We start from the raw sequence: 25,249 nt of genomic DNA, 5'->3' as shown, positions 1-25,249 counted from the left end.
CGCGCTTTAGACTCGGTGCATGTCCGCACCGTCACCCAGCAGAGGCGTGCGGAGTGCCGGCGCTCGCGAGGTCGGAGATCGTGCAGTCGGGGTCGGCTTGGACAGCAAGCTGACCGGTGTTCTCGGCGGCAGGAGTGCCGCCGTGTTGAAGAAGGCATTCGGCATGATCACCGTCGGCGATCTGCTCAGCCACTATCCTCGCCGATACGCTCGGCGAGGTGAGCTGACGGCGCTGAACGGCCTGCCGGTGGGCGAAGCCGTCACGATCGTCGGCGAAGTGCTCTCCGTCAGCAAACGCGACATGAAGACCAAGCGCGGCTCGATCGTCGAGGCGAAGATCACCGACGGCACCGGCCTGCTCAGCCTCACATTCTTCAACCAGGCGTGGCGTGCAGAACAGCTGAAACCCGGTCTGCGCGGCGTCTTCGCGGGCACGGTCTCCGATTATCACGGCACGCTGCAACTGACGCACCCGAACTACGAACTCTTCGCCGAGCAATCCGACGCGTTCGATGGTGATTCCGCGGCTGCCCTGCGCTGGGCAATGACGCCGGTTCCGATCTACCCGGCGACATCGACCGTGACCAGTTGGGACGTACGCAAGTGCGTCGTGCAGGCGTTCGCATCCCTTGGCGTGATAGCCGACCCGATCCCAGAGACCGTGCGCACAGCTGCGACGCTCCTGCCGTACCGCAAGGCACTGGAACTCATCCACAATCCGCAAACGGATGCCGACTGGCTGCACGCCAGAGACACCCTTCGCTTCCATGAAGCATTCGTTCTTCAGGTGGCGCTGCTACAGCAGAGGGCCGCCGCACGCAGCGCGCGTGCACTGCCCAGGGTTCCCCGTGCCGGCGGTTATCTGGAACGGTTCGACGCGGCGCTGCCTTTCACGCTGACCGACGATCAGCGCATCGTCGGAGCGGAGATCGCACATGATTTGGCGGAGGAAGCTCCGATGAATCGGCTTGTGCAGGGCGAAGTCGGCAGCGGCAAGACGCTGGTCGCGCTGCGGGCCATGCTCGCGGTCGCGGATGCGGGCGGCCAGGCGGCCCTACTGGCACCTACCGAGGTGCTGGCTGCCCAGCACCTGCGTTCGATCGCAGCCATCCTCGGCCCGGACCTCGCGGCAGAACTGGTGCCGACGCTGATCACCGGTCAGCTCCCGGCCGCGGCGCGCAAGAAGGCGCTGCTGCGCACGATCTCCGGGCAAGCCCGCATCGTCGTCGGTACTCATGCTCTGCTGCACGACGCTGTCACCTTTTACGATCTCGGTCTGATCGTGGTCGATGAGCAGCACCGCTTCGGCGTTGACCAGCGCGAGGCGCTGCGGTTGAAGGGGGCGACGCCGCCGCACGTTCTGGTGCTCACTGCCACTCCGATTCCGCGTACCGTCGCCATGACGGTTTTCGGCGACCTGGATGTCTCGACGATCACCCAATTGCCGGCAGGCCGACAGCCGATTGAGAACTTTGTCGTACCGCTGGCGGAGCATCCGGTTTGGGAACGCCGTGTGTGGACGCGCGCGGCGGAGGAGATAGCCGCGGGGCATCAGGTGTTCGTCGTCTGCCCTGCGATCAGTGCGAAGATTCGTGAGGCGGGTGATGAGGAGCTTGCCGAATCGGCGCGGCCCATGGCATCCGTCGAGTCCACGTTCGCGGCGGTCACGCGGAATCCCGCTTTGGCTTCGGCACGCATCACCGCCTTGCACGGCCGCATGTCGGGCGATGAAAAAGAGTCCGTCATGCGCGCCTTCGCAGCCGGCGAGATCGATCTGCTCGTGGCGACGACCGTGATCGAGGTCGGAGTCGACGTGCCGAACGCGTCGGCGATGATCGTGCTCGACGCGGACCGGTTCGGGGTGTCACAGCTGCACCAATTGCGCGGCCGCGTGGGCAGGGGTGAGCACCCCGGCCTCTGCTTGTTTGTGACCTGGGCAGAAGCAGAGACGCTGGCCCGACAGCGTGTGGATGCTGTTGCATCGACGCTGGACGGCTTCGCCCTGGCCGAGGTCGATCTCGAACTGCGCCGGGAGGGCGACGTTCTCGGCAACGAACAATCCGGTGGGCGCTCCTCACTTCGACTATTGCGTGTGGCGCGCGACGGAGTCGTCATCACGTTCGCGCGTGAGTTGGCGGAGGGCGTGCTCTCGGCAGATCCGCAGCTGACGGGCCATCCGGCGCTCGCGGCCGCGCTGGCGCGCCGCCTCGACGAGTCGGAGCGCGACTTTCTTGCGAAGAACTGATTTCTTGCGAAGAACTGAGGGCACGCTCAGACGGACATCATTCGGTCAGCAATCGGTAACGAAAGGATAACCGTGAACGACTATCCTGGAAGCCTATGAACAGGATCGCCGTTGTCCCTGGATCGTTCGACCCCGTCACGCTGGGTCACCTCGATGTGATTGAGCGCGCCGCAAGGCTGTTCGACGAGGTGCACGTGCTCGTCGTGCACAACCCGGACAAGGCGGCGCTGCTGCCGATCGCCCAGCGCGTTGCTCTGCTCGAGCAATCGATCAAAGATGCCCGCATTGCCGGCAATATCCTCGTCGCATCGTGGAGTGTCGGCCTGCTCGTCGATTACTGCACGGATGTCGGCGCCCAAGTTCTCGTGAAGGGCATCCGTTCGCAGATCGATGTCGCCTACGAGACTCCGATGGCGATCGTGAACCGCAACCTCGCGCAGGTCGAGACGATCTTCCTGCTGCCGAATCCGGCGAACGCGCACGTCTCGAGTTCGCTTGTGCGGCAGGTGTCCGCGCTCGGCGGCGACGTCAGCCCGTATGTACCGCGGGCTGTCTATGACTATCTGCACGAGTCATGAACAGCTTCCCAACCCGGCAACCGACCGACTCGTCTGTCGCTCCTGAAGCAGAAACAGGAGAGATGGAGCTGGCAGAGCTGCAACGGGCAGCCGGTCAGATCGCCGTGAACGTTGAGTCCGTCATCGACGGAAAGCACGAAGCGGTACAGACGGCGCTGACCGTGCTGCTGGCGGAGGGACACCTGCTGATCGAAGATGTGCCCGGCGTCGGAAAGACGATGCTCGCGAAGTCTCTCGCGAAGTCGGTCGATTGCTCGGTCAGCCGCATCCAGTTCACCCCCGATCTGCTGCCCAGCGACGTCACAGGCGTGTCGGTGTACAACCAGGCCGAGCGGCGCTTCGAGTTCAAACCGGGTGCCGTGTTCGCCAACATCGTCATCGGCGACGAAATCAATCGGGCCAGCCCGAAGACTCAATCGGCGCTGCTGGAGTGCATGGAGGAGCGCCAGGTCACCGTTGATGGATCGACCTATCCGCTGTCCAGCCCGTTCATCGTGGTAGCAACCCAGAACCCCATCGAGATGGAAGGCACTTACGCCCTGCCCGAGGCTCAACGCGACCGGTTTATGGCACGGATCGCGATGGGCTATCCAGACGAAGAAGCCGAGATGGACATGTTGCACGGGCGGGACACGTCGAGCCCGCTGTCGCGTATCGGTGCTGTTGTCACAGTCGACCGGTTGCGTGCGATGATGGCCACTGCGCGTCGGGTGTTCGCATCCGTCGCCGTCAAACGCTACGCGGTCGATATTGCCAGGGCCACTCGACAGGATGGCGAATTGCGGCTCGGAGCCAGCCCGCGTGCGACCTTGCAGCTCGTGCGCGCCGCAAAGGCGCGCGCTGCGTTGGACGGACGCGACTTCGTGTTGCCCGACGACATCGACATCCTTGCTGTGCCCGTGCTGGGCCATCGCCTGTTGCCCACCAGCCGGGCAATGGGCCAGCACCACGAAAGTGCGCCGCTGATCGCAGAGATCATCGAGCGGATCGTTGCGGCGACCCCTGTGCCGAGTTCGACGAGCTGAACCATGTCCGGGGCGCGCGAGCGGATGCCGCGGGTGACGCGCCCGCGGCCCACCTTGCGCGGGTGGGCGCTGGAGACAGCTGGAATCCTTGCGTTCATCGGCGCCGTGTGGTTGGGCCGTGTCGACCTGCTTTTCGTGGGGCTGGTGCTGACAGTGCTCCCTCCAGCCGCAATGCTGGCGCTCGTGCTCGATCGCCCGTGGCTGAGCGTTTCGCGCTCCTTCTCGCCTGAAATCGTCGCGACGGGTGAGGAAGCTCAGGCGACACTGACCGTGCGCAATCACGGCTCCCGCTCACCGTCGCCGATGCGCTGGCGCGACATGGTCGGCACGGGCTTGAGTGCGCCGGGGCCAGCCCCCTTACCGTGGCTTGCCGAGCACGGGCTGCCCACCAGGAACCGGCCGGACACGGCCACGCTGCACTATCGCATCCGCACCCAGCATCGCGGGGTGTACGAGGTCGGCCCCGTGCTCCTGGCCCGCCTTGATCCGTTCGGGCTTGCTCGCGCCGAGTATGCGGTCGGCGGTGAACGACCCCTGCTGGTCACCCCGCGTGTTGTTCCACTTGCCCACGGCGAGCTGGACACCGCCACCACCGAAGGCACCGAATACGAGCTGTTGCGGCATAGCATTCCGAGTGCAGACGAGTTGATCGCGCGCGAATATCGCACAGGTGACCCGTTGCGCCGAGTGCACTGGCGCGCGACTGCCCGGCACGACAAACTCATGGTGCGCCAAGAAGAGCAGCGCAGTGACCCGAACGCCTGGATTCTGTTCGACACCCGCCGCGCGGCCCGCACCGACCGGCACGTCACGCGTCATCACTCGCGTAACGCCGCATTCGAACAGGCTGTCACCCTGGTCGCGGCGCTCGGTTCCCATCTGTTGAACGAGGGGTTCGTGGTGAATGTCGTGGAGACAGGACGCGTGCAGTTCTCCGGGCGCACGGGGGCGGGTCGCCTCGGAGTGCTCGGCTCGGCCGCGGCGTCGTTCGAACTTCCAGCAGGCGAACAGCTTCTGTTGGCCAATCTCGCGTCCGTTCGGCAGGTCGGTCAGTCTGCTCGTCAGCGTGAGCGAGACGCCTCGAGCGCCGGCGACATCCTCGCCGACGGCCTGCGCCGTGGTGGCAAAGCCGTGCCGGTATTCGCCGTGCTCGTCGACGGCGGACTGAGCGATGTGACGGTGCTCGCCTCTGTGCGCCATCAATGCGACCCCGCCGTCGCCTTCTTGCTCGGCGGCGCGAGTCGCCTCGGCGACGATGACCTCGTGCGCGCGGGCTTCACCTGCGTCACGGTCAGCTCAGGAGATGACCCGCAAACGGCGTGGCGAGAGGCCTCCCGTCTGTATTCGGAGGCCACTCGCCATGGTTAGTGTCACTTTTCAGCGCACCGTGGCGCGAGCCCGTGTACATGACGGCCAGTGGGGGATGACCGCTTCCCTCGTTGTACTCGCCACGGCTGCGAGCACAGGGATGATCGGATTGATCGACGGCCCGAGTTGGTGGTTCGCCTTCACCGGGATATCTATTCTGCTTCTGCTGAGCGCTGCGGGGCTGCGTACGCTCGGCGTACCGCGGCTCGCAGTGCCGATCATCGGTGCCGTTGAATTGCTCGCCGTGCTGACGGCGTCGTTCGGCGGCGGGCATTCCGTCGTCGCCTTCGTGCCGACCCCCGCGACATTTCAGCGGTTCGGTGAATTGTTTGCGCTTGCTCGCGTTTCGCTCGATCAGCAAGCGGTGCCCGCCGACTCTCTGCCCGAATTTCTGTTTCTGATCACACTGTTCGCCGGGATTGCTGCTCTGCTGCTTGACCTGATCGCGTGCGCGGCGCGTCGTCCGGCACTGACCGCGATCGTCATGGCTGTCATGTTGATCGTGCCGTCCCTGCTGCTGCCGACCGGCATCTCGCCGTTGTCACTGGTCGCCTGCATTGCCGCATACCTGCTCGTCTTGCGTGTCGACACGCGGCGGCGCAGCAATGGCTGGGGTGAACTAGGAATGTCGTTGTCCGTGGCCGCCGCGGTGACTGTTGTGGCGCTGACGCTGTCGACCACGGCACCCGGATTCCAGCAGATCGGGCGGCAGGGGATCGCCGGCAGCGGCATCCTGATCGGGGCGGGGGTCAACCCGCTGATCGATCTGGGAGCAGACCTGCGCCGCCCGGCGCCTGTGCCCGTTTTCACATACACCACGACGGCCAAGACCACGCCGTATCTGCGGTTGACCGCATTGGACCAATTCACGGGCACGATCTGGCGTCACAGAGACGGATCGACGAAGAGCCTGCCGGCAAGCGGCAATTTCGGCCCAGTGCCCGGGCTGGCGGCGGGTGTCGCGTCGACGAAGATCGAAACGGACGTGCAGATCCAGAACATGGAGAGCGCGTGGATCCCGGCACCCTATCCGGCGACCGGCGTGCAGGGGCTGCAGGGATCGTGGCAGTGGAACACCACGGACCTCACCGTTTCCGGCGTGACCTCGACCACACAGGGGCAGTCCTATCGGGTGGAAGGCCTCGACCTCGAGCCGAAGGCGCAGCAGCTGGCGGATGCGACGGGTGCCATTCCAGAGACCGTCGCAGCACACGATCTCTTCGTTCCGTTCGATGCGCCGTCGATCATCGCCCGAACAGCCGCAACGGTCACTCAGGGAGCCACCACCGAGTACGAAAAGGCGGTGGCGTTGCAGAATTACTTCCAAAATGACGGTTTCGTATACTCGACCACCGCTCCCGTGCACAATTCTTACGACGGCGACAGCATGCAGTCCATCGCGGCGTTCCTGAAGGTCAAAAGCGGATATTGTGTGCATTTCGCATCCGCGATGGCGATCATGGCCCGCACGCTCGGCATCCCGTCTCGGATCGGCATCGGGTATCTGCCCGGCACGGTTGTTGGGTCCCGAAACGGGCAGACACTGTTCGGCGTCACATCAGATGAGCTGCACGCGTGGCCAGAACTGTACTTCTCCGGAGTGGGCTGGGTGCAGTTCGAGCCCACGGTCAGCAGAGGTTCGCTCCCTGCATACACGATTCCGGGCGGCGCGACCTCGTCGGTGCCGAATTCGACCGTTCCGTCACGTTCCCCCGGGGCACTTGCGCCGGGCCCGGACAAAACGAATCTCAGCGGCGTTCCGACCCAGACCACCGCAGCGCAGGAACTCGGTGCTGTCGTCTCAAGCGTTCTGGTCGCCATCTTCCTCCTTGCGTTGCTGCTCCTGCCTGCCGGGGTGCGCCGCTGGCAGCGTCGGTCGCGATTGCGACTGCTGCGCGACGAGTGGGGCAGTCCGCGGCTAGCCTGGAAGGAGTTGAGGCAGAGTGCCCGCGATTTGCGCATCGCAGTGCCTGACACCGAAACGCCGCGTGCATTCGCCGTGAGGATCGGAGAACTCATCGATTCCGATCCTGCCGCAAGCGCCGGGCTCGAATCACTGTTGGAAGCCACAGAACGCGAAGAATTCGGTCGGCCGGGGCACGGCATGATCGATCCTGACCGGGCGGACGAGCTACGGGCGGTACTGAATGCCCTTGCCACGCGCGCACCGATCGGTGTGCGAGCCCGGGCACTCTTCCTGCCGGTCTCGCTGCTGCCGCAGACGGATCAGCTCTTGCGTGGGCGAGCCAGGCTCACCGCGTAGTCCCGGCGCACCATCTGCACCAGCCTCACCGCATAGAATTGTGCGGTGACAAGCAACAAGGTCGGCCAGCACTCCGGCAGCAATCGCAATCCGTTCGTTGTGGGGGTTCATGACCTCATGCATCGCCCCGGCGAAATGCGCGAGCAGAATTTAACGATCGTGCTTGGCGAGCGCCTCGGTGAGGGACTGGTGTCGGTGCAGGCGGGCGATACGCTCGACGTCCGGCTGCGAATGGAGTCCGTTCACGAGGGCATCCTGGTCACCGCTGAGACGTTTGCGACGGCGACCGGTGAGTGCGGGCGCTGCCTTCGAGACATCGCGCTGCCGGTCGAAGTCGATTTTCAGGAACTTTTCGCGTATTCTTCTGGAGAAGCTTTTGACTCGGAGGTTCACGACGACCACGTGGATCTTGAACCTCTGATCAGAGACGCGGTGGTACTCGCACTACCGTTTCAGCCGGTATGCCAACCCGATTGCCCCGGTCTCGACCCAGAGACAGGTGAGCGGCTGGCCGACAGCCCCGATGATTCGCCGCGAGAAGTCGCAGATCCACGGTGGTCTGCGCTCGCGGGGTTTGCCGCCTCTGAGGGTGCGGCCGGTCTGGCCGGCACGAACCACAGCGGTTTACACAGTACCGATTTTGACAGCACTGATTTTGACAATAGAGAAGAGAAATAGACATGGCTGTACCGAAGCGGAAGAAGTCCCGCTCGAACACGCACTCGCGCCGTTCGCAGTGGAAGGCTGAGGTCCCCACGCTCGTCAAGACCGTCGAAAACGGCAGGGTCACCTACAGCCTGCCGCACCGCGCGAAGGTTGTCGAAGATTCTGCCGGCACCGCGCTGTTCCTGGAATACAAGGGTCGCAAGGTCGCCGACGTCTGATCGGGAGGGCAGGATGCCGACGGCGGATGCAGCGCGCGAGCGCGACAACGAACTGGACACCCTGCAAAGCACGCTCGGGGTCGCTATCGACACCGAGTTGCTCACCCTCGCCCTGACCCACCGTTCATACGCGTATGAGCACGGCGGCATCCCGAACAACGAGCGCCTCGAATTCCTCGGCGATTCGATTCTGGGGCAGGCCGTTACGGTCATGCTGTACCGCACGCATCCGACATTAGACGAGGGCGACCTGGCGAAGCGCCGGGCGGGCCTCGTCAGCAGTGTCGCGCTGGCCGAGGTTGCGCGCGGCATCGGTCTCGGGGCATACCTTCGGCTGGGTCGTGGCGAGTCTCAAAGTGGTGGCGCCGAGAAGTCATCGATCCTCGCAGACACCGTCGAGGCGATCATCGGCGCTGCCTACATCAGCGAAGGCGGCGAGACCGCTACGGCACTCGTGTTGCGCCTGATCGAGCCATTGCTCGAGGACCCGAGCCGCTTCGGCGCCGCGATGGATCCGAAGACCAGTCTGCAGGAGATCGCGTCACATCACGGTGCACCCGCACCGAGCTATTCGGTGACCAACACAGGCCCCGACCACAACAAGCTTTTCCGCGCGACGGTCACAGTGCCGGGACTGATCAGTGCGACAGGCGAGGGCAGCAGTAAGAAGCACGCCGAAATGGCGGCCGCGCTCGATGCGTGGACGCAGTTGAATGCCCGAACTTCCTGAGGTCGAGGTCGTGCGGGCGGGCCTTGCGCCGGCCATCACCGGGGCAACGGTCTCCTCAGTCGAGGTGTTCGATGCGCGCTCACTGCGACGGCACGATCCTGCTGCAGGTGACTTCGCCGCTCGGCTGACCGGGCAGCGGTTCACTGCGGCGGTGCGCCGGGGAAAGTTCCTGTGGTTGCCGTTGGCCGCCCCAACTGTCGTGGGTGTCTCAGCGGTCGTGAGTGCCCCAACCGCTGCGAACAAAACGACGGACAATTTCCGTGACACGCCGGTCGCGCCGCTGCAGCACCCTGCGCGTCGCTGCGAAAGTCCGTCGTTTTCTGCACTGCTGGTGCACCTGGGGATGAGCGGGCAGGTTTTGCTGCGCGAGCCGGGCGCGCGACTTGAGGATGACGGGCCGGTGCGCATCAGACTCGTGTTGCAGCATCCGGAGCATGGTGAACTGGCGGTGCACTTCGTCGACCAACGCATCTTCGGCTCGATGGCGGTGGACCGCCTCGTTGACACTCCGGATGCCGCGCCGGGCGGATTCGGGGACTCTGCGGCTCTCGTACCGAGTCAGGTCGCGCACATCGCGCGGGATCCGCTCGATCCGGCGTTTTCGGATGCCGCGTTCCTCGCGTCGCTTCAACGCAAGAACACCGGGATCAAACGGGCGCTGCTCGACCAGACGCTGATCAGCGGCATCGGCAACATTTATGCGGATGAGGCGCTCTGGGCGGCGCGCGTGCACTTCGCTCAGCCGACAGCATCCCTGAGTAGTCGAAAGGCTCGCGCGGTGCTGACTGAGGTGCGGCTCGTGCTTGCCAAGGCACTCGCAGAGGGCGGCACCAGCTTCGACGCGCACTATGTGAACGTCAACGGGGCATCCGGTTACTTCTCGCACAGCCTCAACGCCTACGGTCAGCAGGGCAAACCGTGCCCGCGCTGTGGGCGGCCGATGGTGCGTGAGGCGTTCATGAATCGCTCATCGCACTTCTGCCCGCACTGCCAGCGGCTGCGCGTGCCCCGCTTGCTACAGTCGTGACCATGTTCGAAACCGGCGTATCCGAGGCCCGTGAGCACGCCGCGTATCCGTTGCTCGGGCGCTCCGCACTGGTCACGGGCGTGTCCCGTCGGCGGGGGATCGGCTATGCGATCTCCGTGCGGCTCGCACAGCTCGGTGCGAACGTGTTCATTCACCACTATTCGGCGCACGATGAGGGGCAGCCATGGGGTGCGGATGATCTCGGTGCCGTGCGCGACGGCATCCGCTCGGTGCAGCATCCGGATGCGCGGTTCGGGGACATCAGCGCGGACATGGCCGATCCGATGACGCCGGAACGCGTGACCGTCGCCGCCGTGGCCGCCGTCGGCCGGTTGCGGATCCTGATCTGCAATCATGCGCGAAGCGGCGGCGACGGATCGATCTTCGATATGACACCGCAGCGACTTGACGGCCATTGGCAGGTCAACGCGCGTTCGACCCTGTTGCTGACGCGGGCATTCGCAGAGCAATTCTCGGATGTGACTCAGAGTGCCGGTATCCGGCCGGACGCGCCAACTCGGCCAGGCGTGAGGCCGCCCTTCGCTGGCCCATTCGACGAATTCGAGACCGGACGCGTGATCTGGATGGCGTCCGGGCAGCTGGACGGGCCGATGCCCGGCGAGGTCGCGTATGCCGCGAGCAAAGCCGCGCTCGCCGGCGTCACGCCGACCGTCGCAAGCGAACTGCTCACGCGCGGGATCATCCTCAATACAGTCAATCCCGGGCCTGTGAACACCGGCTATCTGGATGCCGAGACGACCGATCGACCGTTGGATGACCTCAATGCCCGCTTGCAGGGCATGCCGCTCGGGCGCTTCGGTGCACCGACTGACCCCGCGAGACTGATCGGCTGGCTCGCAAGCGACGAGGGACGCTGGATCGTCGGGCAGGTGTTGACGAGCGACGGCGGTTTCCGGCTGTAGGCAACGAATCGTTCGTTGGCGCTTCACGCTGCGCGGCTGCGCGGCCGGGTGGGCCGAGTCCGGTACCGTATAACCAGTGTCGCGGGGAGTGAACGGGGAGGGCGCCGAGTGCATCTGAAGAGCCTGACCCTGAAGGGGTTCAAGTCCTTCGCCCAGTCGACCACATTCGCGTTCGAGCCCGGGGTCACCTGCGTGGTCGGCCCGAACGGGTCGGGCAAGTCGAACGTCGTCGACGCACTCGCCTGGGTGATGGGCGAGCAGGGCGTCAAGACTCTGCGCGGCGGCAAGATGGAAGACGTCATCTTCGCGGGCACCTCGTTCCGCGGGCCGCTCGGCCGTGCGGAGGTCACGCTCACGATCGACAACGCAGACGGCGCCCTCCCGATCGAATACTCCGAGGTGACGATCAGCCGTACGCTGTTCCGCAACGGCGGCAGCGACTACGCCATCAACGGGCAGTCCTGCCGGTTGCTTGATGTGCAGGAGCTGCTCAGCGACTCCGGTCTCGGTCGCGAGATGCACGTCATCGTCGGGCAGGGACAACTGGATGCCGTGCTGCGTGCGTCGCCGGAGGAGCGGCGCGGTTTCATCGAAGAGGCCGCAGGCATCCTGAAGCATCGCCGGCGCAAAGAGAAGACCCTGCGCAAGCTCGATGCGATGCAGACCAATCTCACGCGGCTGAGCGACCTGGCCGGTGAGATCCGCAGGCAGCTGAAACCGCTCGGGCACCAGGCCGAGATCGCTCGAGAGGCCCAGTCGATCGCGGCGATCGTGCGGGACGCCCGGGCCAGGTTGCTCGCTGACGAGGTGGTGTCGCTGCGGCACGCCCTCGACGCGCACAACCGCTCGGAAAGCGAGCGGCACAGCGAACGCATCGTGCTGCAAGAACAGTTGGAACAGAAGCAGCTGCGCATCGCCCGCCTCGAGAAGGCGCAGGTGTCCGATGCCGTAGATGGTGCACGCCGCACGACGTTCGGCCTCGAGTCGGTGCAGGAACGATTGCGCGGTCTGTACACTCTCGCCAACCAGAGGCTCGCCCTGCTCGGCTCGCAGGCGGATTCCGGTGACGCTGCCGTGACGGTGAGCCAGCAGATGGTGGATGCCGCCCGCGAGGAGGCCGCGCGGCTGCTCGAGACCGTAGGTGAATCGGATGCCGCCTGGAGCGCAGCGCGCGCCGCGACAGCGGCCGCACGCGGGCGCCTCGACGCGCTCGACGAGGAGATCGCTGCGCAGAGTGCTCTGGTCTCCAAGCACGACCTTGAGCTCACAAAACTCTCAGGACAGGCGGATGCCGCCGCGTCCCGGCTCGCAGCCGTACGCGGCGGAGTACTGCGGCAGAGCAACGCTCTCGACGCAGCGACGCAGCGGCTCGAAGCGGCGCGCGCGCAGTTCGCGTCGGCTGAGGCCGAGGCCGCGCTGGCCGACGCGGGCGAAAACGACCTCGATGAGGCCTACGAGCTCGCGCAGGCGCAGGTATTCGAGGCCGAGGGCGAGATTGAACGGCTCCGCGAAGATCTGCACACGCTTGAACGAGAACGCGACGCCCTCGCTGCGCGAACCGGTGCGTTATCATCTGCTCTCGATCAGAAGGACGGGTCAAGTGCGCTCGTCGCCGCCCGGCTGCCAGGCATCCGCGGGCTCGTCGCTGAACATGTGCAGGTGAAGCCGGGGTTTGAAGCAGCGGTTGCCGCGGCGCTGGGCACGCTCGCAGACGCGGTGCTTGCCGAGAATCGGGATGCGGGAATCGATGCGTTGGAGCGTGCTCAAGCGGACGAGTTCGGCCGCGTCGAGTTGCTGCTGGCCGAGGCTTCGGCGGAGAACGTGCCTGGGCCGGCGGCATCCGATTCTCAGGTTGGGACGAGCATGGCCTTGCCGCACGGTGTTGTTCTGCCGCCCAGTTTGGTTGCCGGACAGAGCGTGGTGACGGCGCCACCAGGAGTACTCGGCCTGCTGGCGCACGTGGTGATCGCCGATGATCTTGAAGTCGCCCGCTCGTTCTGGGCGGAACTCGAGACGGCGGACGCGAGCGTGATCATGAGCACCATCAGCGTGATTACCAAATCCGGTGACGTGCTCAGTCGGTATGTGCTGCGGGGCGGGTCTGGTGCCAAACGCAGCAGGCTGGAACTCGTCGCAGATCGAGATGCGGCCGCGGAACGGCATGGCGAGGTGCTTTCGCTGATCGAGCGGGCGAAGTTCGCGCTCGCCGAGCAGCGCGGCATCCATCAGGTGGCGAAGGAGCAGTCCGCGCACGCCCTGGCATCCTTGCGTGAATTTGATGCATCGCTAGCGGCGCAGAGCGAGCTGCTGAACCGGCTTCGGGTGCAGGTGGAGGCATCCGCCGCTGAATCGGAGCGGCTGCGCGTCGCGCTCGCCGTGGCTGGTGAAACCGTTGCGGATGCTGAAGGTGGCGCTGATCGCGCGAAGGCCGCTCTCGAGACCGCCGCGGCCAGACCCCGACCGATTCTCGACGTCAGTTCGCGGGACGCGCTGTTCGCTGAACTCGAGGCGGCCCGCGAGAGCGAGGTCGACGCGCGACTGGCGCTCGAGACGGCGAAGGAAAGGGTGCGAGCTGAGCGGGCGCGCGGCGACACTCTCGTGCGTCAGCGGGAGGCAGAGCGGGCTGCCGCGGAGGCTGCCGCCCGGCGAGCTGTTATCCGCAACCGGCAGGTCGAAGCGGCTGACGCGGTGATCGCATCGCTGCCCGCCGTGTTGGACTCCGCCGATCGATCGGTATCGCAGGCGAGGGTCGAGCTGGCCGCCGCTGAAGCGGAGCGCGCTGAGCAGAACCAGGAGCTGGCCGCATTGCGCCGCGAGGAGGCCGCCTTGCGGGAGCGGTTGCAGGCGATCAGCGAGAGCGTGCACGGGCTGGAACTGCAGATTTACGAGAAGAAACTTCATCTGTCCGGCCTGCTGGAGCGCGCCGGCAGCGAACTCGGGCTGGTCGAGGACGTGCTCGTCGCCGAGTACGGCCCGGACGTGCTGATCCCGCCAGATGCTGCCCCGGAATCTGGTGGTCGAGTAGCGAGCGCCAGCGAGCGTATCGAGACCGGTATCGAGCCCACAGGTATTCCGTTCGATCGGGAACAGCAGCAGAAGCGGCTTGAGAAGGCCGAGCGCAAGTTCGCTCAGCTCGGCCGGGTCAATCCGCTCGCGCTCGAGGAGTTCGCTGCATTGGAGCAGCGGCACAAGTTCCTCACCGAGCAGCTCACGGATCTGACGAACACGCGCAAGGATCTGTTGACGATCATCGAGGAGATCGACGGCAAGATGGAGTCGATCTTTGCGGATGCCTTCGAAGACACCAGGGCTGCATTCGCCGAGGTGTTCCCCGTCTTGTTCCCAGGTGGCGCCGGCAGCATTTTCTTGACCGATCCGGAGAACATGCTGACCACCGGTATCGAGGTCTCGGTGAAGCCGGCCGGCAAGAAGATCGAGCGGCTGTCGCTGCTCTCCGGTGGTGAGCGCTCATTGGCGGCCATTGCGTTGCTGATCGCGATCTTCAAAGCGCGGCCGAGCCCGTTCTACATCATGGATGAAGTCGAAGCCGCGCTGGACGACGCGAACCTCGGACGGCTGTTGTCGATCTTCGAGTCATTGCGTGAGGCCAGTCAGCTGATTGTGATCACACACCAGAAACGCACGATGGAAATTGCGGATGCCCTCTATGGGGTGTCGATGCGGCAGGACGGCGTTTCCGCCGTGATCGGTCAGCGGGTCGCGACCGAAGAACGCCCGTAGCGCGCCTAGCGCGCCCGTGGATGGTTGGGTGTCGGTCGCTGAGCGAAGCCGAAGCGCTCGCCGTACGGATGGTGATGGCCGGGTCCCGGTCGCTGAGCGAAGCCGAAGCGTCTCCGGTACGGCTGTCTTCTATGCGGCGTCGAGGTCGGGTAACCCGTAGCGTGCTGTGCCGCCGAGGCGGGGTTTCTGGTCGGGGTCGACATGGGGTGGTGGGGTGAACCAGACTCGGCCGTGCTGGTCGATGGTGATGATCCAGCCGTCGTTGTGCATTCGGGTGTGGCACGGTGGACATAGCAGCACCCCGTTGGTCAGGTCGGTGGGTCCGGTGTCTCGCTCCCACCAGCGAATATGGTGGGCTTGGGTGTACGCGGCGTCCAGGCCGCAGCAGGCGCAGCCGCCGTCCCGTTCGGCTAGTGCGATGCGTTGGCCGGGGCTGAACAGGCGGGCGGCCCGGCCCTGGTCCAACGGCAGGGAGTCGGTGCCGAGGACTTGGGGGATGATGTTCGCGCCGGCGGCCAGTTTCCGGATCGTTTCCACGCTGACGGGTTGGTCGATACCGTCGATGCTGCCGTGGCCGATGCCGTCGGTGAGGGTTTTCAGGTCGATGCGCACGACCACGGTTGTGGCTGAGGCGGCGGGGGCTTTCCGGCAGGCGCCCGCGTGGTCGGCGATCATGGTCAACGCGTCGGCCTGCAGTTGCGGCACGGTGCGGGTATCCACCAGCACCGGCGTGTCCCCACTCCCGCTTTCGCCCCCGCTTCCGCCCCCGCTTTCGCCGGCGTGTTCGGCGTCATGTCGGGCGCGCAACATTTTCGTGACGATGGCTTCGATCGCCGCTTTCACCGGCGCGGCGGACTCCGGGTCCAGGTGGGCGGACAGGTGGGTCATGCCGTGTGCGTCCTGCCGAATGTACACGGCACGATCGGCACGGAGTTCTTTTTCTTTCGGGGCGACACCGTCCGCATCCAGGCGGGCCTCGGCCTCCCGAATCAGCCGATACAGGATCTCTAACGGCAAATCCGCCGCCTTCTGCGCTAAAAGCTGCTCCATCGCCTCCGCCTGGCCGGGGTTCGCCCGGCGGGCCACCCGATCCAACATGGTCGTGATCGCCGACGCCGCCGACACACTGATCCCACCCGCCTGCAATGCCGCGGCCACGTGCGGGTGGGTCGGCGGTAACTGCTGCCCGGTCAAGGACTGCCGGGTTGCGGTGGCGGTGCCGACCGAGACCAGCCGGGAGGCTTCGGTGATACTGCCGCCGGTCGCGGCGGCGACCAGGCGGGTCGGGCCCAGGAATCCGTGCTGTTTCGCCAACCCGGTCCGGCCGGCCTCGGCCGGGGAGCGGCGGGCGACCTCGGCCGCGACCCTCACCAACACGGCGTTACCGTCGCGGATCAGCCGGGCCAACGCATCCGTCACACCGATCAGCCCGGCATCACTCATCGACTCCACATCCACCTGCACAGCGGACGCCGTGCCGGCGTCGCCGGTGGTCGTGTCGGTGCGCACACCGAACGCGGGCAGGGCGCCGTCCCACGTGGCAGTCAACGACGTCAAGTCGTCCTGCAGGGGTTGCAACGGCTGGTTCATACCCCCAATCTGTCACAGGCCACCGACATTCCGACCCCGGAAAACCCGCGAAAACACGCGGATCTTCAAACATTCTCAGACCGTTACCCAACCGTGACAAAAACCGCAGGTGGCGCACCGACCGGTCACGTGCAAGCGATGACCCACTACGTCCTCGACCGCGGTCGGGACACCGGACACCCGCGCTGAACCAGTGCCCAGCCGCCAGAGCGCGCACCCTCCGGTCGAACGACGAATCAGCCAGCACTCGACGGGCCAACCGACGGCGGGATTTCGAGACACTCGCTGACGCTCGCTCCTCAATCACCGGACAATACACTCGTCGCGACGCGTGATGCGCTGATGTTATGATGATGTGATGCGAACGACGTTGGATATCGATGACTCAGTGCTGAGCGCGGCACGGGCGCTGGCCCGCGATGGCAAGATTTCGATCGGTGAGGCCGTTAGTCGGCTCGCTCTGCGGGGTCTTGCTCCGCGCGACAACGCCTTTGGTGCGAGCCCGAGTGGGTTTCCGATCTTCCGACCTGATTCTGACGCGGCCGCCATCACCCTCGACCTTGTGAACGAGCATCGCGATGGTGACTAAGCCCTATCTGCTCGATGTCAATGTGTTGATCGCCCTGGCCTGGCCGCAGCATGTGCATCACCTCCGCAGCCACGCCTGGTTCGACGCCCTGACCGATGCGTGGGCGACGACGCCGTTCACGGAGGCAGGGTACCTGCGATTGTCGATGAACGCAGCGGTGGTAGGGTCCTCGATCCGAGCTTCCGAGGCGATTGCGAGTCTGTCTGCAATCCGTGCGCTGCCAAGGCATGTCTTTCTGATCGACGATTCATCGCTTGCACGCGCTGCGATCGTCACAGACCGCATGTCGAGTTATCGGCAGGTCACCGACGCACATCTTGTCAACCTCGCGGCGACGACGGGAGCGGTGCTCGCGACGCTCGATCGCGCGATCGTCGAGTTGCTTGCGCCCGACGAGCGAGAGCACGTCTTCCTGTTGCCGGGGTGACCCCTACGGTCGAGCCGATCGCATCAATTCCGATCGCATGAATTGTGGCTACAATTGAGGGAAAGATGACGCCACGGAGGCAATCGTGAGTATCGGCATTCGCGCGCTTCGCGATTCGCTGAGCAGTCAGCTTCAGGCCGTCCGCAACGGTCAGTCGTTGACCGTGACCGATCACGGGCACGCAATCGCCCGTATCGTTCCGGTCGAGGGTGCATCTGCGTTCGAACAGCTACTGGCTGAACAGCTCTTGACGGCTCCAACCGCTCCGCGCACGCCATTGCCGCGGCCCATCGCAGCAAAGGGCCCCGTCAGTGATCTGGTGGAGGCGCAGCGAGCGTGATCGCCTATTTCGACACCTCGGCGTTCTTGCCGCTCGTTGTCGATGAGGCGGGCTCCGCCCGCTGCCGGCGACTGTGGGACGCGGCCGACCAGATCGTGGTGACGCGACTCGTCCACGTCGAAGTGTCAGCCGCACTTGCCGCGGCAGAGCGCCTTGGGCGGATTACATCAAGCGACCACGACGAAGCGCTGTTTTTGGTCGCCGCGGTGTGGCGACAATGCAACATACGCGAGCTCGACGCACAGCTGATGGTCGCGGCCGGTCACTTAGCGCGACGGTTCGGGCTCCGCGGATACGATGCGGTCCACTGTGCGGCTGCTGCAGAACTCAGCGGCGATGAATTTGCCGCCGCAAGCGGAGATCAGGCGCTCCTGAAAGCGTGGAATGCACTCGGCCTCACAACGATGAACCCGAATGCACCTGTGGATCCGCCATGACTGCTAGGTGCTGTTGACTCCCAACGCCTCAAGATCGTCGTTCCCGTGGGCCGCCAGGCCGACGGGAACCCACCGACGTACCAGGAGATTCTGTTGCAGAATCTGACGCGTGGCGTGCTTGAAGTGTTAGCGGGGGCCCGTGAACTCGACCAGCTCATCGGCTGGGTAACCGCAGACGTTTACGAACACATTCTGAAACGAGTCATCGTCTCGAGCCGTGCGCGGGAGGCACCGCGGCTGCTGGCGCGCCTTCCTTCGGCGCACATCATCCGCGTGACCTGCAGTGCCCCCAGGGACGGCGTTGTAGAGGGCGTGGTCATTGTGCGTACCGCCGTTCGAGTACGTGCGGTGGCAATTCGTCTCGAGCAATACCGCGATCGTTGGCGTGCGAGTGCCATCAATGTTCTGTAGAAGTCAGGACTGCCCCGGGGATCGGGAGCGCGTCTTCGTGCGGCCAGGCTGCGGCCGATAGTCGGCGCCGCTCCGCGAATAGACTGTGCGCATGGCTGAACACACCCCCTGGTCGCTCTCCGGCGCACTGCGCGGCATGTTCGCGAAGAAGACCATCGACGAGGAGACCTGGGAGAACCTCGAGTCCGCGCTCATCACCGCAGACTTCGGCCCGGATGTGACGGACGCCGTCGTGGATGATCTGCGTGCCAAGGTGGCCCACTTTCACACGACAGACCCGGCCGACCTCCAGCGGATGCTGCGCGAAGGTATCGAGGAACGCCTTTCGAAACTGGACCCCACTCTGAAGCTCACCGAGCGCCCGGCCGTTGTGCTCGTCGTCGGTGTGAACGGTGTGGGTAAGACGACGACGATCGGCAAATTCGCCAAGTTCCTGCGCACCTACGACCGCACTGTCGTCGTCGGCGCGGCCGATACGTTCCGCGCGGCCGCGGTCGAGCAGCTGGCAACGTGGGCGGAACGCGCCGGCGCCGAGATCGTGCGACCGCAGCAGCACGGTCAGGATCCCGCATCCGTCGCTTTCCAAACGGTCGAAAAGGCCAAGGCAGACGGCACGGAGATCGTCATCATCGACACGGCAGGGCGGTTGCAGACCAAGGGCGGCCTGATGGACGAACTGTCGAAGATCAAGCGGGTGCTCGAACGGCAGGCGCCGATCTCCGAAGTGCTGCTCGTGCTCGATGCGACGACCGGGCAGAACGGGCTGGCTCAGGCGCACGCGTTCATCGAACACGCCGGCGTCACCGGGCTCGTGCTGACCAAACTCGACGGCTCGGCCAAGGGCGGATTCGTGCTCGCCGTGCAGGAACAGACGGGCCTGCCGATCAAACTCGTCGGCCAGGGCGAAGGCATCAACGATCTCACCGGCTTCACCCCGCACGTGTTCGCCGCACAACTGGTTGGATAGCATCCAATGTCGATCGAGCACGACTTCTTCGGTGTCATCGAAGACAACGGCTACGGGGGCCTCCGCTGGTCGAGCGAGACCGAGCTTGGCAACCAGGTCGTCGCGATCGACCTGACCGCCGATGACGAGACCGCGGTCGGCGACGCCCAGCTGGCTTTGGCGGCGGCAGTCATCCATTCGTTGGAGGGCTTTGACGCGCGCGCACGTGACGCGCTCATCGCTCAGCTGAGCGAGCGGGAATCCGTCACCGCGCAGTACGTCGACGTCCACGTCGGCACCTTGGGGGAGAGTCTGCTCGATCTTCTCGTGCACAACTCCGGGGATATTCCCATGGATGTGCTGCGTTCGCTGCAGCTCGTGCATGTCGGCTTGTTTCCGCAACGTGACGACGACGGCGATGCGTTCGCCGAATTCGACTACTCGATCAGCCCGGACGACACTGAGTATCTGCTCGTGGTCAGCTTCGACATCCAGGGAGACGTGTCGGCCGTCGACATGGCGAACTGACGGATAGCCCGCGGCGGACGCACACCATCCGACAGGTTAAGATTGACGGACCATGGCAACTTTCGGCACCCTTTCTGACCGCCTTACAGACACCTTCAAGAACCTCCGCACCAAGGGCAAACTCTCCGCTGCGGATGTCGATGGCACCGTCCGCGAGATCCGTCGCGCTCTGCTCGACGCCGATGTCGCTCTGCCTGTTGTCAAGCAGTTCACGGCGGCTGTTCGCGAGCGTGCGCTCGGTGACGAGGTCAACAAGGCGCTGAACCCCGCGCAACAGGTCGTGCAGATCGTCAATGAGGAGCTTGTCGGCATCCTCGGCGGGCAGCAGCGTCAACTGCTGTTCGCGAAGAAGCCCCCGACGGTGATCATGCTCGCCGGCCTGCAGGGTGCAGGGAAGACAACGCTAGCCGGAAAACTCGCGAAGTGGCTGGTCAAGGGCGGCCACACCCCGATGCTCGTCGCGGCAGACCTCCAGCGGCCGAACGCGGTCACCCAGTTGCAGATCGTCGGCGAACAGGCCGGCGTGCCGGTGTTCGCGCCGGAGCCCGGCAACGGTGTGGGAAATCCGGTGCGCGTCGCCAAGGACGCCGTCAAGCAGGCGGAACGGCAGCAGTACGACACGGTCATCATCGACACGGCGGGCCGTCTTGGCGTCGACGCAGAACTGATGAAGCAGGCTTCGGACATCCGAAAGGCCACCGATCCAGACGAAGTGTTGTTCGTCATCGACGCGATGATCGGGCAAGACGCGGTGGCAACGGCCAAGGCGTTCCAGGACGGTGTGGACTTCACCGGCGTCGTGCTGTCCAAGCTCGATGGCGATGCGCGCGGTGGTGCTGCGTTGTCGGTCGCATCCGTCACCGGTCGTCCGATCATCTTCGCCTCAACGGGTGAGGGTCTTGACGACTTCGAGCCGTTCTATCCGGACCGGATGGCCAGTCGCATCCTCGACCTCGGCGACGTGCTCACCCTGATCGAGCAAGCGCAGGAAGCGTTCGACGAAGAAGAAGCTCGCAAGGTCGCCGAGAAGTTCGCGACCGACACGTTCACGCTCGACGACTTCCTCAAGCAGATGCAGCAGCTGCGCAACATGGGCTCGATCAAGAAGATGATGGGCATGCTGCCAGGTGCCGGCGCGATGAAGCAGCAGCTGGACAACTTCGACGAGAAAGAGATCGTGCGCACCGAGGCGATCATCCAGTCGATGACGAAGGCGGAGCGCGCTAACCCGAAACTCCTGAACGGGTCGCGCCGGGTGCGCATTGCGCGGGGTTCCGGCATGACCGTGACGGATGTCAACCAGCTCGTGATGCGCTTCGAGCAGGCCGCGAAGATGATGAAGACTGTAGCGAAAGGCGGCGTGCCGAACGTTCCGGGCATGGGTCCGATCCCGGGAGCCGGTTACGTCGGCAAGGCGAAGCCGCAGAAGGTGAAGGGGTCGCGCTCGGGCAACCCGGCCAAGCGCGCTGCGGAGAACGCGGCGATCGCCGCGGGCACCAAGCCAGGCAGCACTGCCGTTGTCAGTGGCTCCGGGTTCGGTCTGGGCGGTAAGGCCGCGGGCAAGGGAAAGCCCGGCGCTCCCAGCGAAGAAGAGCTCGCAACGTTGCAGAAGTATCTCGGGCGCTGAGCGCTCACACGTCGCGTGATCCTCCACGCTCGAGTTCGCCCGGTTGCACGAAGCCCGTCTCGTACGCGAGGATCACGGCTTGCACGCGATCTCGCACACCGAGTTTTGCCAGGAGCCGAGCAACGTGCGTTTTCACGGTCGCTTCTCCGAGGAACAATTCCGACGCGATCTCGGCGTTTGTGCGCCCGGTTGCCAGAAGTGTCCAAACCTCCTGCTCGCGGGTGCTCAACGACTGCGGAAGCGCGGTCGCGTTGCCGCCGGGTGCAGGCATCCGCACGAATCGTTCGATCAGTCGACGCGTGATCGAGGGCGCGAGCAAGGAATCGCCGTGGGCAACGATCCGGATGGCCGCCGTGAGTTGCTCACGTGGCACATCCTTCAGGAGAAAGCCACTCGCGCCCGCTCGCATTGCGTCATATACGTACTCGTCGAGGTCGAAGGTTGTCAGCACCAGCACCTTGGCGAGCGATCCTGCCTCGGTGAGCCGTCGGGTGGTCTGGATGCCGTCGAGCACCGGCATCCGGATGTCCATCAGGACGACGTCAGGATGTTCCTGAGCGACCCGAGTCAGGCATTCCACCCCGGTCGACGCTTCCCCGACCACCTCCAGATCGGGTTCTAGGTCGAGGATAAGCCGGAACCCCGTGCGCACGAGCACTTGATCGTCGACGACGAGAATCCTGATCACGGCGCGCCTTCAAACATGGGCAGCCGCGCACGAACGCGGTACTGACCTGTGCCGGTCGGACCGATCGTGAGGGTGCCCTGCAGTGCAGTGACGCGTTCGCGGATTCCGATCAAGCCGAGCCCCGCTCCGTGACCGGGTCGCGGCGGCGTTTTGGGTAGCTGGTTGGCGATCTCCAATTCCAGCCCGGTCGCGGTCTGCCTGATGCTCACGCTGGTCGGCATGCCCGGAGCATGCCTGATCACGTTGGTCAGAGACTCCTGCACAATGCGGTAAGCGGCCAGATCGACCACGGCAGGGCGGGCTGCATCGATCGAGCCGGAGAATTCCACCGGCACCCCGGCTGAGCGCGCTGCGGCGATCAGGGCCTGAACCGCTGCGAGACCGGGTGTTGGAACCGGTGAGTCGTCATCCGTGCGCAGAACCTGCAGCATGCGCCGGATGTCGCCAAGTGAGTCGCGTGCGCTGCCACGGATGGCCAGCACCGGTTCTCGGGCACGTTCCGGGTGCATCGCGAGCGCAGCCTCTGCTGCCTCGGCCTGCACGGCAATGACACTCAGACTGTGAGCGACGATGTCGTGCAGGTCGCGAGCGATCCGCAACCGCTCTTCAGCGACGGCGATTCGTGCGAGGTCTGCCTGATGCTGCTCCGCGTGCGAGACGCGAGAACGCCACAAGCGACTGGCACGCCCGAGCAGCCACAATCCTCCGAATAGCAGCACGACGAACAGATAGTCGACGCCGTTGGCAAGGCGTTCCTCGAAGAGGAGGCCGGTCACCATCACGATGCCCACCACGGCGGCGCGACCCTCCGAATAATGCGCTGCGAGCGAGTACATCACGATCGCGTAGACCACCAGCGACCAGAGCGAACCCGGGGTGTCCGCGAACAGCGTTTGGGTGATCCCGGTGATCAGCAGCAGCACGACGGCGGTTACCGGCGAGCGTCTGCGCCAGCACACGGCGAGCGTGGACACGAACGCGACGGGCAGGGTGATGGCCAGTTGTCCTTCGTCCGGGTTGCCGGTGAGCACACTCGCCACCGCCACCGCGCACAGGAACCCGGCGAGCAGCAGGTCGGGCAGGGGAAACCCGAACACCCGCCGCCTCCGCACCGAGGCCGCCCACTCGAACATTTCCACACTCTATTCCCGCCCGGGGGAACCGGCATCCGCCGAACAGGCGAACACATTCGCCCGTTCGGCGGATGAGCTGCGCAGCGGATCACCCGTTCGGCGCCGCACAACAGCCCGATGGCTGACGAAACCGGAGTGCAGTTGCCGTGAGGCTGGCTGCAGACGGTGCACCCGCGCCGCGAGGAGGGACTGATCATGAACATGACACGAGCGCGCCTGCTGCGCATAACCGGAGTGATCGGGCTGATTGCCGGCCCCATCAGCTTGATCGTGACGACCGTCATGCAGTGGATGCTGCAGGCAGCCAACCCCACTGCGACCGTTTACGAGGTGATCGCTCAGAACCAGGCCGCATGGCTGACGCTCGGCATTCTGAGCGTGTTCGGCCTGCTGGTCTGGCTGGCCGGCATTCCTGCCGTCATCGACCGCGTACCCGGCAGAGGTTGGGTGCTGACAACCGGCGGGGGCCTCGTCACCGCGATCGGCCTGGCTGCCGGTATCGGGCATCTTGCACTGTTTTTCGGGACGGATGCCGTGCTTGCCGCTGACGGGCTCGGCGGCCCGGCCAGAGAGCTGTTGGACAAAGCGGCCGGGCAGGAGCCGCTCGGGAGCCTACTTCTGGTCGTGTTTTTGGCCGCCTTTTCACTCGGCCCGATCCTCATGACCATTGGGCTGCGCCGCGCGAAAGCTGTTGCGGTATGGGTTCCCGTTACGGCGATCATCATGACGGTGGCAAACTTCGTCGGTGGAGTTCCAGCCGGGATCGTGCAGCTTGCGGCACTGGTGGCAACGTTCGTGCCGATCGTCGTCACGGTGCTCCGCGCGCCGACCGCGGCCCCTGCTCCGGCAGCGAAGAGCGATGCGGATGGTGCTCGATCCGGGCATGCGCTCAGAAGCGAATAGCCGACGATGCGAAGGCCCCGCTGATCGCCTGCGCGAGTGCACTCTGGCCCGCCTCGGTCGGGTGCACATCGTCGCTCTGCATCAGATCGACGCGCCCGCCCAGTGGCTGGCCGATGTCAAGGTAGTAGCCGCCGCTGCTCGTCACCGCAGCGTCGACCTGGTCATCGATGTCGGCCAGCTGACCCGGCGGGGTCGTATCGCTCCATACCGCGCTGAGACCGATCAGCACCGCGCCGGGCAGCGCCCGATGCAAGTGCGCGATCGTCGAATCCGTCGCCGCGTCCAGCACGCTGTTCGAGACACCGATGTCGTTACTGCTGCCCTCGAGGATCACCGCGTCAGGGTGCAACGCGATTGCCGCGCTGACCTGGTTGGCGAACGTGTCGCCTTCGTCGCCGATCGCAACGAACCCCGATCCGTCGCTGGCCAAGTTGATGATGCGCCATCCGCTGGTTTGCGCCAGCAGGCCGGGCCATGCTTCGGGTGCGCTCAGGCCGTGGCCCTCCATAATCGAATCGCCGATGGTGACCACAAGCGGGCCCTTCGGCGAGCCTTCGGTCAGGTGCGGCACGATGCGCGGCCGGGCCGCCACCGAGGTGGCAGCGGTGACCAGTGCGGCCGTCACGATGCCGACGGCGAGTACCACCGCGACGATGCGGAGGATCGGGATCTGCCCGAGGCGGCCAACCATGGCTCCACCCTAAACTGAATTCATGTGGCCCGGCCAGCCTGACGGTTGTGCCGGCTCGGGGATACGCTTTCGCCCGGTCGAGACCGTCTGCACACCCAAACGCGACAATGTCGAACACGTTGCACCCGGGTTTGCCGCAGCCGCGGGGTGCGAGT

24 protein-coding genes are annotated in these 25,249 nt (G+C 65.2%); 20 read left to right on the top strand and 4 right to left on the bottom strand.

Going from position 1 to position 25,249, the window contains the following annotated elements:
• The first annotated feature begins 19 nt into the window (after positions 1–19).
• The 11 genes from QU604_RS12770 (at position 20) to smc (ending at position 14,784) form a co-directional block, all read left to right on the top strand.
• Positions 20–2,245, top strand: a complete 2,226-nt coding sequence (locus QU604_RS12770; protein WP_308465008.1) for an ATP-dependent DNA helicase RecG — start codon at positions 20–22, stop codon at positions 2,243–2,245.
• A 95-nt stretch (positions 2,246–2,340) separates the two neighbouring features.
• On the top strand, positions 2,341–2,823 hold the full coding sequence (gene coaD, locus QU604_RS12765) for a pantetheine-phosphate adenylyltransferase (RefSeq protein ID WP_308465007.1): 483 nt from the start codon (positions 2,341–2,343) through the stop codon (positions 2,821–2,823).
• On the top strand, positions 2,820–3,848 hold the full coding sequence (locus QU604_RS12760) for an AAA family ATPase (RefSeq protein ID WP_308465006.1): 1,029 nt from the start codon (positions 2,820–2,822) through the stop codon (positions 3,846–3,848). The genes coaD and QU604_RS12760 overlap by 4 nt, the downstream gene beginning before the upstream one ends.
• A 3-nt stretch (positions 3,849–3,851) precedes the next feature.
• Positions 3,852–5,216, top strand: a complete 1,365-nt coding sequence (locus tag QU604_RS12755) for a DUF58 domain-containing protein (RefSeq protein WP_308465005.1) — start codon at positions 3,852–3,854, stop codon at positions 5,214–5,216.
• Positions 5,209–7,479, top strand: a complete 2,271-nt coding sequence (locus QU604_RS12750; RefSeq protein WP_308465004.1) for a transglutaminase TgpA family protein — start codon at positions 5,209–5,211, stop codon at positions 7,477–7,479. Before QU604_RS12755 ends, QU604_RS12750 begins: the two co-directional genes overlap by 8 nt.
• 117 nt (positions 7,480–7,596) lie before the next feature.
• Positions 7,597–8,157, top strand: coding sequence for a YceD family protein (locus QU604_RS12745; protein ID WP_308468920.1), 561 nt, complete (start codon positions 7,597–7,599; stop codon positions 8,155–8,157).
• Between the two features lie 2 nt (positions 8,158–8,159).
• On the top strand, positions 8,160–8,363 hold the full coding sequence (gene rpmF / locus QU604_RS12740) for a 50S ribosomal protein L32 (RefSeq protein ID WP_308465003.1): 204 nt from the start codon (positions 8,160–8,162) through the stop codon (positions 8,361–8,363).
• 13 nt (positions 8,364–8,376) lie between these two features.
• Positions 8,377–9,093 carry a ribonuclease III gene (gene rnc, locus QU604_RS12735; protein ID WP_308465002.1) on the top strand — a complete coding sequence of 239 codons (717 nt, stop codon included), beginning with the start codon at positions 8,377–8,379 and terminating at the stop codon, positions 9,091–9,093.
• Positions 9,077–10,120, top strand: a complete 1,044-nt coding sequence (gene mutM, locus QU604_RS12730; protein WP_308465001.1) for a bifunctional DNA-formamidopyrimidine glycosylase/DNA-(apurinic or apyrimidinic site) lyase — start codon at positions 9,077–9,079, stop codon at positions 10,118–10,120. The genes rnc and mutM overlap by 17 nt, the downstream gene beginning before the upstream one ends.
• A gap of 2 nt (positions 10,121–10,122) precedes the next feature.
• A complete protein-coding gene (locus QU604_RS12725; protein WP_308465000.1) occupies positions 10,123–11,043 on the top strand; it encodes an SDR family oxidoreductase in 921 nt (306 codons plus the stop codon).
• Between the two features lie 108 nt (positions 11,044–11,151).
• A complete protein-coding gene (gene smc, locus QU604_RS12720) occupies positions 11,152–14,784 on the top strand; it encodes a chromosome segregation protein SMC (RefSeq protein WP_308468919.1) in 3,633 nt (1,210 codons plus the stop codon).
• Between the two features lie 129 nt (positions 14,785–14,913).
• Here smc and QU604_RS12715 read toward each other — a convergent pair whose 3' ends face one another.
• Entirely contained in the window at positions 14,914–16,374 is a 1,461-nt protein-coding gene (locus QU604_RS12715) for an HNH endonuclease signature motif containing protein (RefSeq protein ID WP_308464999.1), read from the bottom strand.
• Between the two features lie 358 nt (positions 16,375–16,732).
• Here QU604_RS12715 and QU604_RS12710 point away from each other — a divergent pair, with 358 nt between their 5' ends.
• From QU604_RS12710 to ffh, 8 genes are all read left to right on the top strand, one after another.
• Complete coding sequence (locus tag QU604_RS12710; RefSeq protein WP_308464998.1) at positions 16,733–16,963, top strand: hypothetical protein; 231 nt, start codon at positions 16,733–16,735, stop codon at positions 16,961–16,963.
• On the top strand, positions 16,953–17,390 hold the full coding sequence (locus QU604_RS12705; protein ID WP_308464997.1) for a TA system VapC family ribonuclease toxin: 438 nt from the start codon (positions 16,953–16,955) through the stop codon (positions 17,388–17,390). Before QU604_RS12710 ends, QU604_RS12705 begins: the two co-directional genes overlap by 11 nt.
• 85 nt (positions 17,391–17,475) lie before the next feature.
• Positions 17,476–17,730, top strand: a complete 255-nt coding sequence (locus tag QU604_RS12700) for a type II toxin-antitoxin system Phd/YefM family antitoxin (protein WP_308464996.1) — start codon at positions 17,476–17,478, stop codon at positions 17,728–17,730.
• Positions 17,727–18,167 (top strand): type II toxin-antitoxin system VapC family toxin, encoded by a 441-nt coding sequence (locus tag QU604_RS12695; RefSeq protein WP_308464995.1) that lies wholly within the window; start codon positions 17,727–17,729, stop codon positions 18,165–18,167. Before QU604_RS12700 ends, QU604_RS12695 begins: the two co-directional genes overlap by 4 nt.
• Positions 18,168–18,212: 45 nt before the next feature.
• Entirely contained in the window at positions 18,213–18,578 is a 366-nt protein-coding gene (locus tag QU604_RS12690; RefSeq protein WP_308464994.1) for an Rv3235 family protein, read from the top strand.
• 91 nt (positions 18,579–18,669) lie between these two features.
• Positions 18,670–19,545, top strand: coding sequence for a signal recognition particle-docking protein FtsY (gene ftsY / locus QU604_RS12685; protein WP_308464993.1), 876 nt, complete (start codon positions 18,670–18,672; stop codon positions 19,543–19,545).
• A 6-nt stretch (positions 19,546–19,551) separates the two neighbouring features.
• Positions 19,552–20,052: a DUF2004 domain-containing protein gene (locus tag QU604_RS12680; RefSeq protein ID WP_308464992.1), complete on the top strand. Its 501-nt coding sequence runs from the start codon at positions 19,552–19,554 to the stop codon at positions 20,050–20,052.
• Between the two features lie 52 nt (positions 20,053–20,104).
• Positions 20,105–21,679, top strand: coding sequence for a signal recognition particle protein (ffh, locus tag QU604_RS12675; protein WP_308464991.1), 1,575 nt, complete (start codon positions 20,105–20,107; stop codon positions 21,677–21,679).
• A gap of 4 nt (positions 21,680–21,683) precedes the next feature.
• On the opposite strand, the gene QU604_RS12670 is transcribed toward ffh, so the two are convergent.
• On the bottom strand, positions 21,684–22,367 hold the full coding sequence (locus QU604_RS12670) for a response regulator (protein ID WP_308464990.1): 684 nt from the start codon (positions 22,365–22,367) through the stop codon (positions 21,684–21,686).
• Positions 22,364–23,500 carry a sensor histidine kinase gene (locus QU604_RS12665; RefSeq protein ID WP_308464989.1) on the bottom strand — a complete coding sequence of 379 codons (1,137 nt, stop codon included), beginning with the start codon at positions 23,498–23,500 and terminating at the stop codon, positions 22,364–22,366. The genes QU604_RS12670 and QU604_RS12665 overlap by 4 nt, the downstream gene beginning before the upstream one ends.
• A 195-nt stretch (positions 23,501–23,695) precedes the next feature.
• On the opposite strand from QU604_RS12665, the gene QU604_RS12660 reads away from it, so the two are divergent.
• Complete coding sequence (locus QU604_RS12660; RefSeq protein ID WP_308464988.1) at positions 23,696–24,403, top strand: hypothetical protein; 708 nt, start codon at positions 23,696–23,698, stop codon at positions 24,401–24,403.
• On the opposite strand, the gene QU604_RS12655 is transcribed toward QU604_RS12660, so the two are convergent.
• Positions 24,390–25,094, bottom strand: a complete 705-nt coding sequence (locus tag QU604_RS12655) for an SGNH/GDSL hydrolase family protein (protein ID WP_308464987.1) — start codon at positions 25,092–25,094, stop codon at positions 24,390–24,392. The two genes, QU604_RS12660 and QU604_RS12655, sit on opposite strands and share 14 nt — an antisense overlap.
• Positions 25,095–25,249 lie beyond the last annotated feature (155 nt).

It is taken from the genome of Rathayibacter sp. SW19, assembly GCF_030866825.1.
Lineage (GTDB): Bacteria > Actinomycetota > Actinomycetes > Actinomycetales > Microbacteriaceae > Rathayibacter_A > Rathayibacter_A soli.
Note: the sequence above shows the minus strand (reverse complement) of the source record. Positions and strands in the feature narration are given on the sequence as shown.

Coding starts and splice junctions, on each gene's coding strand:
- QU604_RS12770 (WP_308465008.1), top strand. CDS start 20: ATGTCCGCACCGTCACCCAGCAGAGGCGTGCGGAGTGCCGGCGCTCGC.
- coaD (WP_308465007.1), top strand. CDS start 2,341: ATGAACAGGATCGCCGTTGTCCCTGGATCGTTCGACCCCGTCACGCTG.
- QU604_RS12760 (WP_308465006.1), top strand. CDS start 2,820: ATGAACAGCTTCCCAACCCGGCAACCGACCGACTCGTCTGTCGCTCCT.
- QU604_RS12755 (WP_308465005.1), top strand. CDS start 3,852: ATGTCCGGGGCGCGCGAGCGGATGCCGCGGGTGACGCGCCCGCGGCCC.
- QU604_RS12750 (WP_308465004.1), top strand. CDS start 5,209: ATGGTTAGTGTCACTTTTCAGCGCACCGTGGCGCGAGCCCGTGTACAT.
- QU604_RS12745 (WP_308468920.1), top strand. CDS start 7,597: ATGCATCGCCCCGGCGAAATGCGCGAGCAGAATTTAACGATCGTGCTT.
- rpmF (WP_308465003.1), top strand. CDS start 8,160: ATGGCTGTACCGAAGCGGAAGAAGTCCCGCTCGAACACGCACTCGCGC.
- rnc (WP_308465002.1), top strand. CDS start 8,377: ATGCCGACGGCGGATGCAGCGCGCGAGCGCGACAACGAACTGGACACC.
- mutM (WP_308465001.1), top strand. CDS start 9,077: ATGCCCGAACTTCCTGAGGTCGAGGTCGTGCGGGCGGGCCTTGCGCCG.
- QU604_RS12725 (WP_308465000.1), top strand. CDS start 10,123: ATGTTCGAAACCGGCGTATCCGAGGCCCGTGAGCACGCCGCGTATCCG.
- QU604_RS12715 (WP_308464999.1), bottom strand. CDS start 16,374: ATGAACCAGCCGTTGCAACCCCTGCAGGACGACTTGACGTCGTTGACT.
- QU604_RS12710 (WP_308464998.1), top strand. CDS start 16,733: ATGCGAACGACGTTGGATATCGATGACTCAGTGCTGAGCGCGGCACGG.
- QU604_RS12705 (WP_308464997.1), top strand. CDS start 16,953: ATGGTGACTAAGCCCTATCTGCTCGATGTCAATGTGTTGATCGCCCTG.
- ftsY (WP_308464993.1), top strand. CDS start 18,670: ATGGCTGAACACACCCCCTGGTCGCTCTCCGGCGCACTGCGCGGCATG.
- QU604_RS12680 (WP_308464992.1), top strand. CDS start 19,552: ATGTCGATCGAGCACGACTTCTTCGGTGTCATCGAAGACAACGGCTAC.
- ffh (WP_308464991.1), top strand. CDS start 20,105: ATGGCAACTTTCGGCACCCTTTCTGACCGCCTTACAGACACCTTCAAG.
- QU604_RS12665 (WP_308464989.1), bottom strand. CDS start 23,500: ATGTTCGAGTGGGCGGCCTCGGTGCGGAGGCGGCGGGTGTTCGGGTTT.
- QU604_RS12660 (WP_308464988.1), top strand. CDS start 23,696: ATGAACATGACACGAGCGCGCCTGCTGCGCATAACCGGAGTGATCGGG.
- QU604_RS12655 (WP_308464987.1), bottom strand. CDS start 25,094: ATGGTTGGCCGCCTCGGGCAGATCCCGATCCTCCGCATCGTCGCGGTG.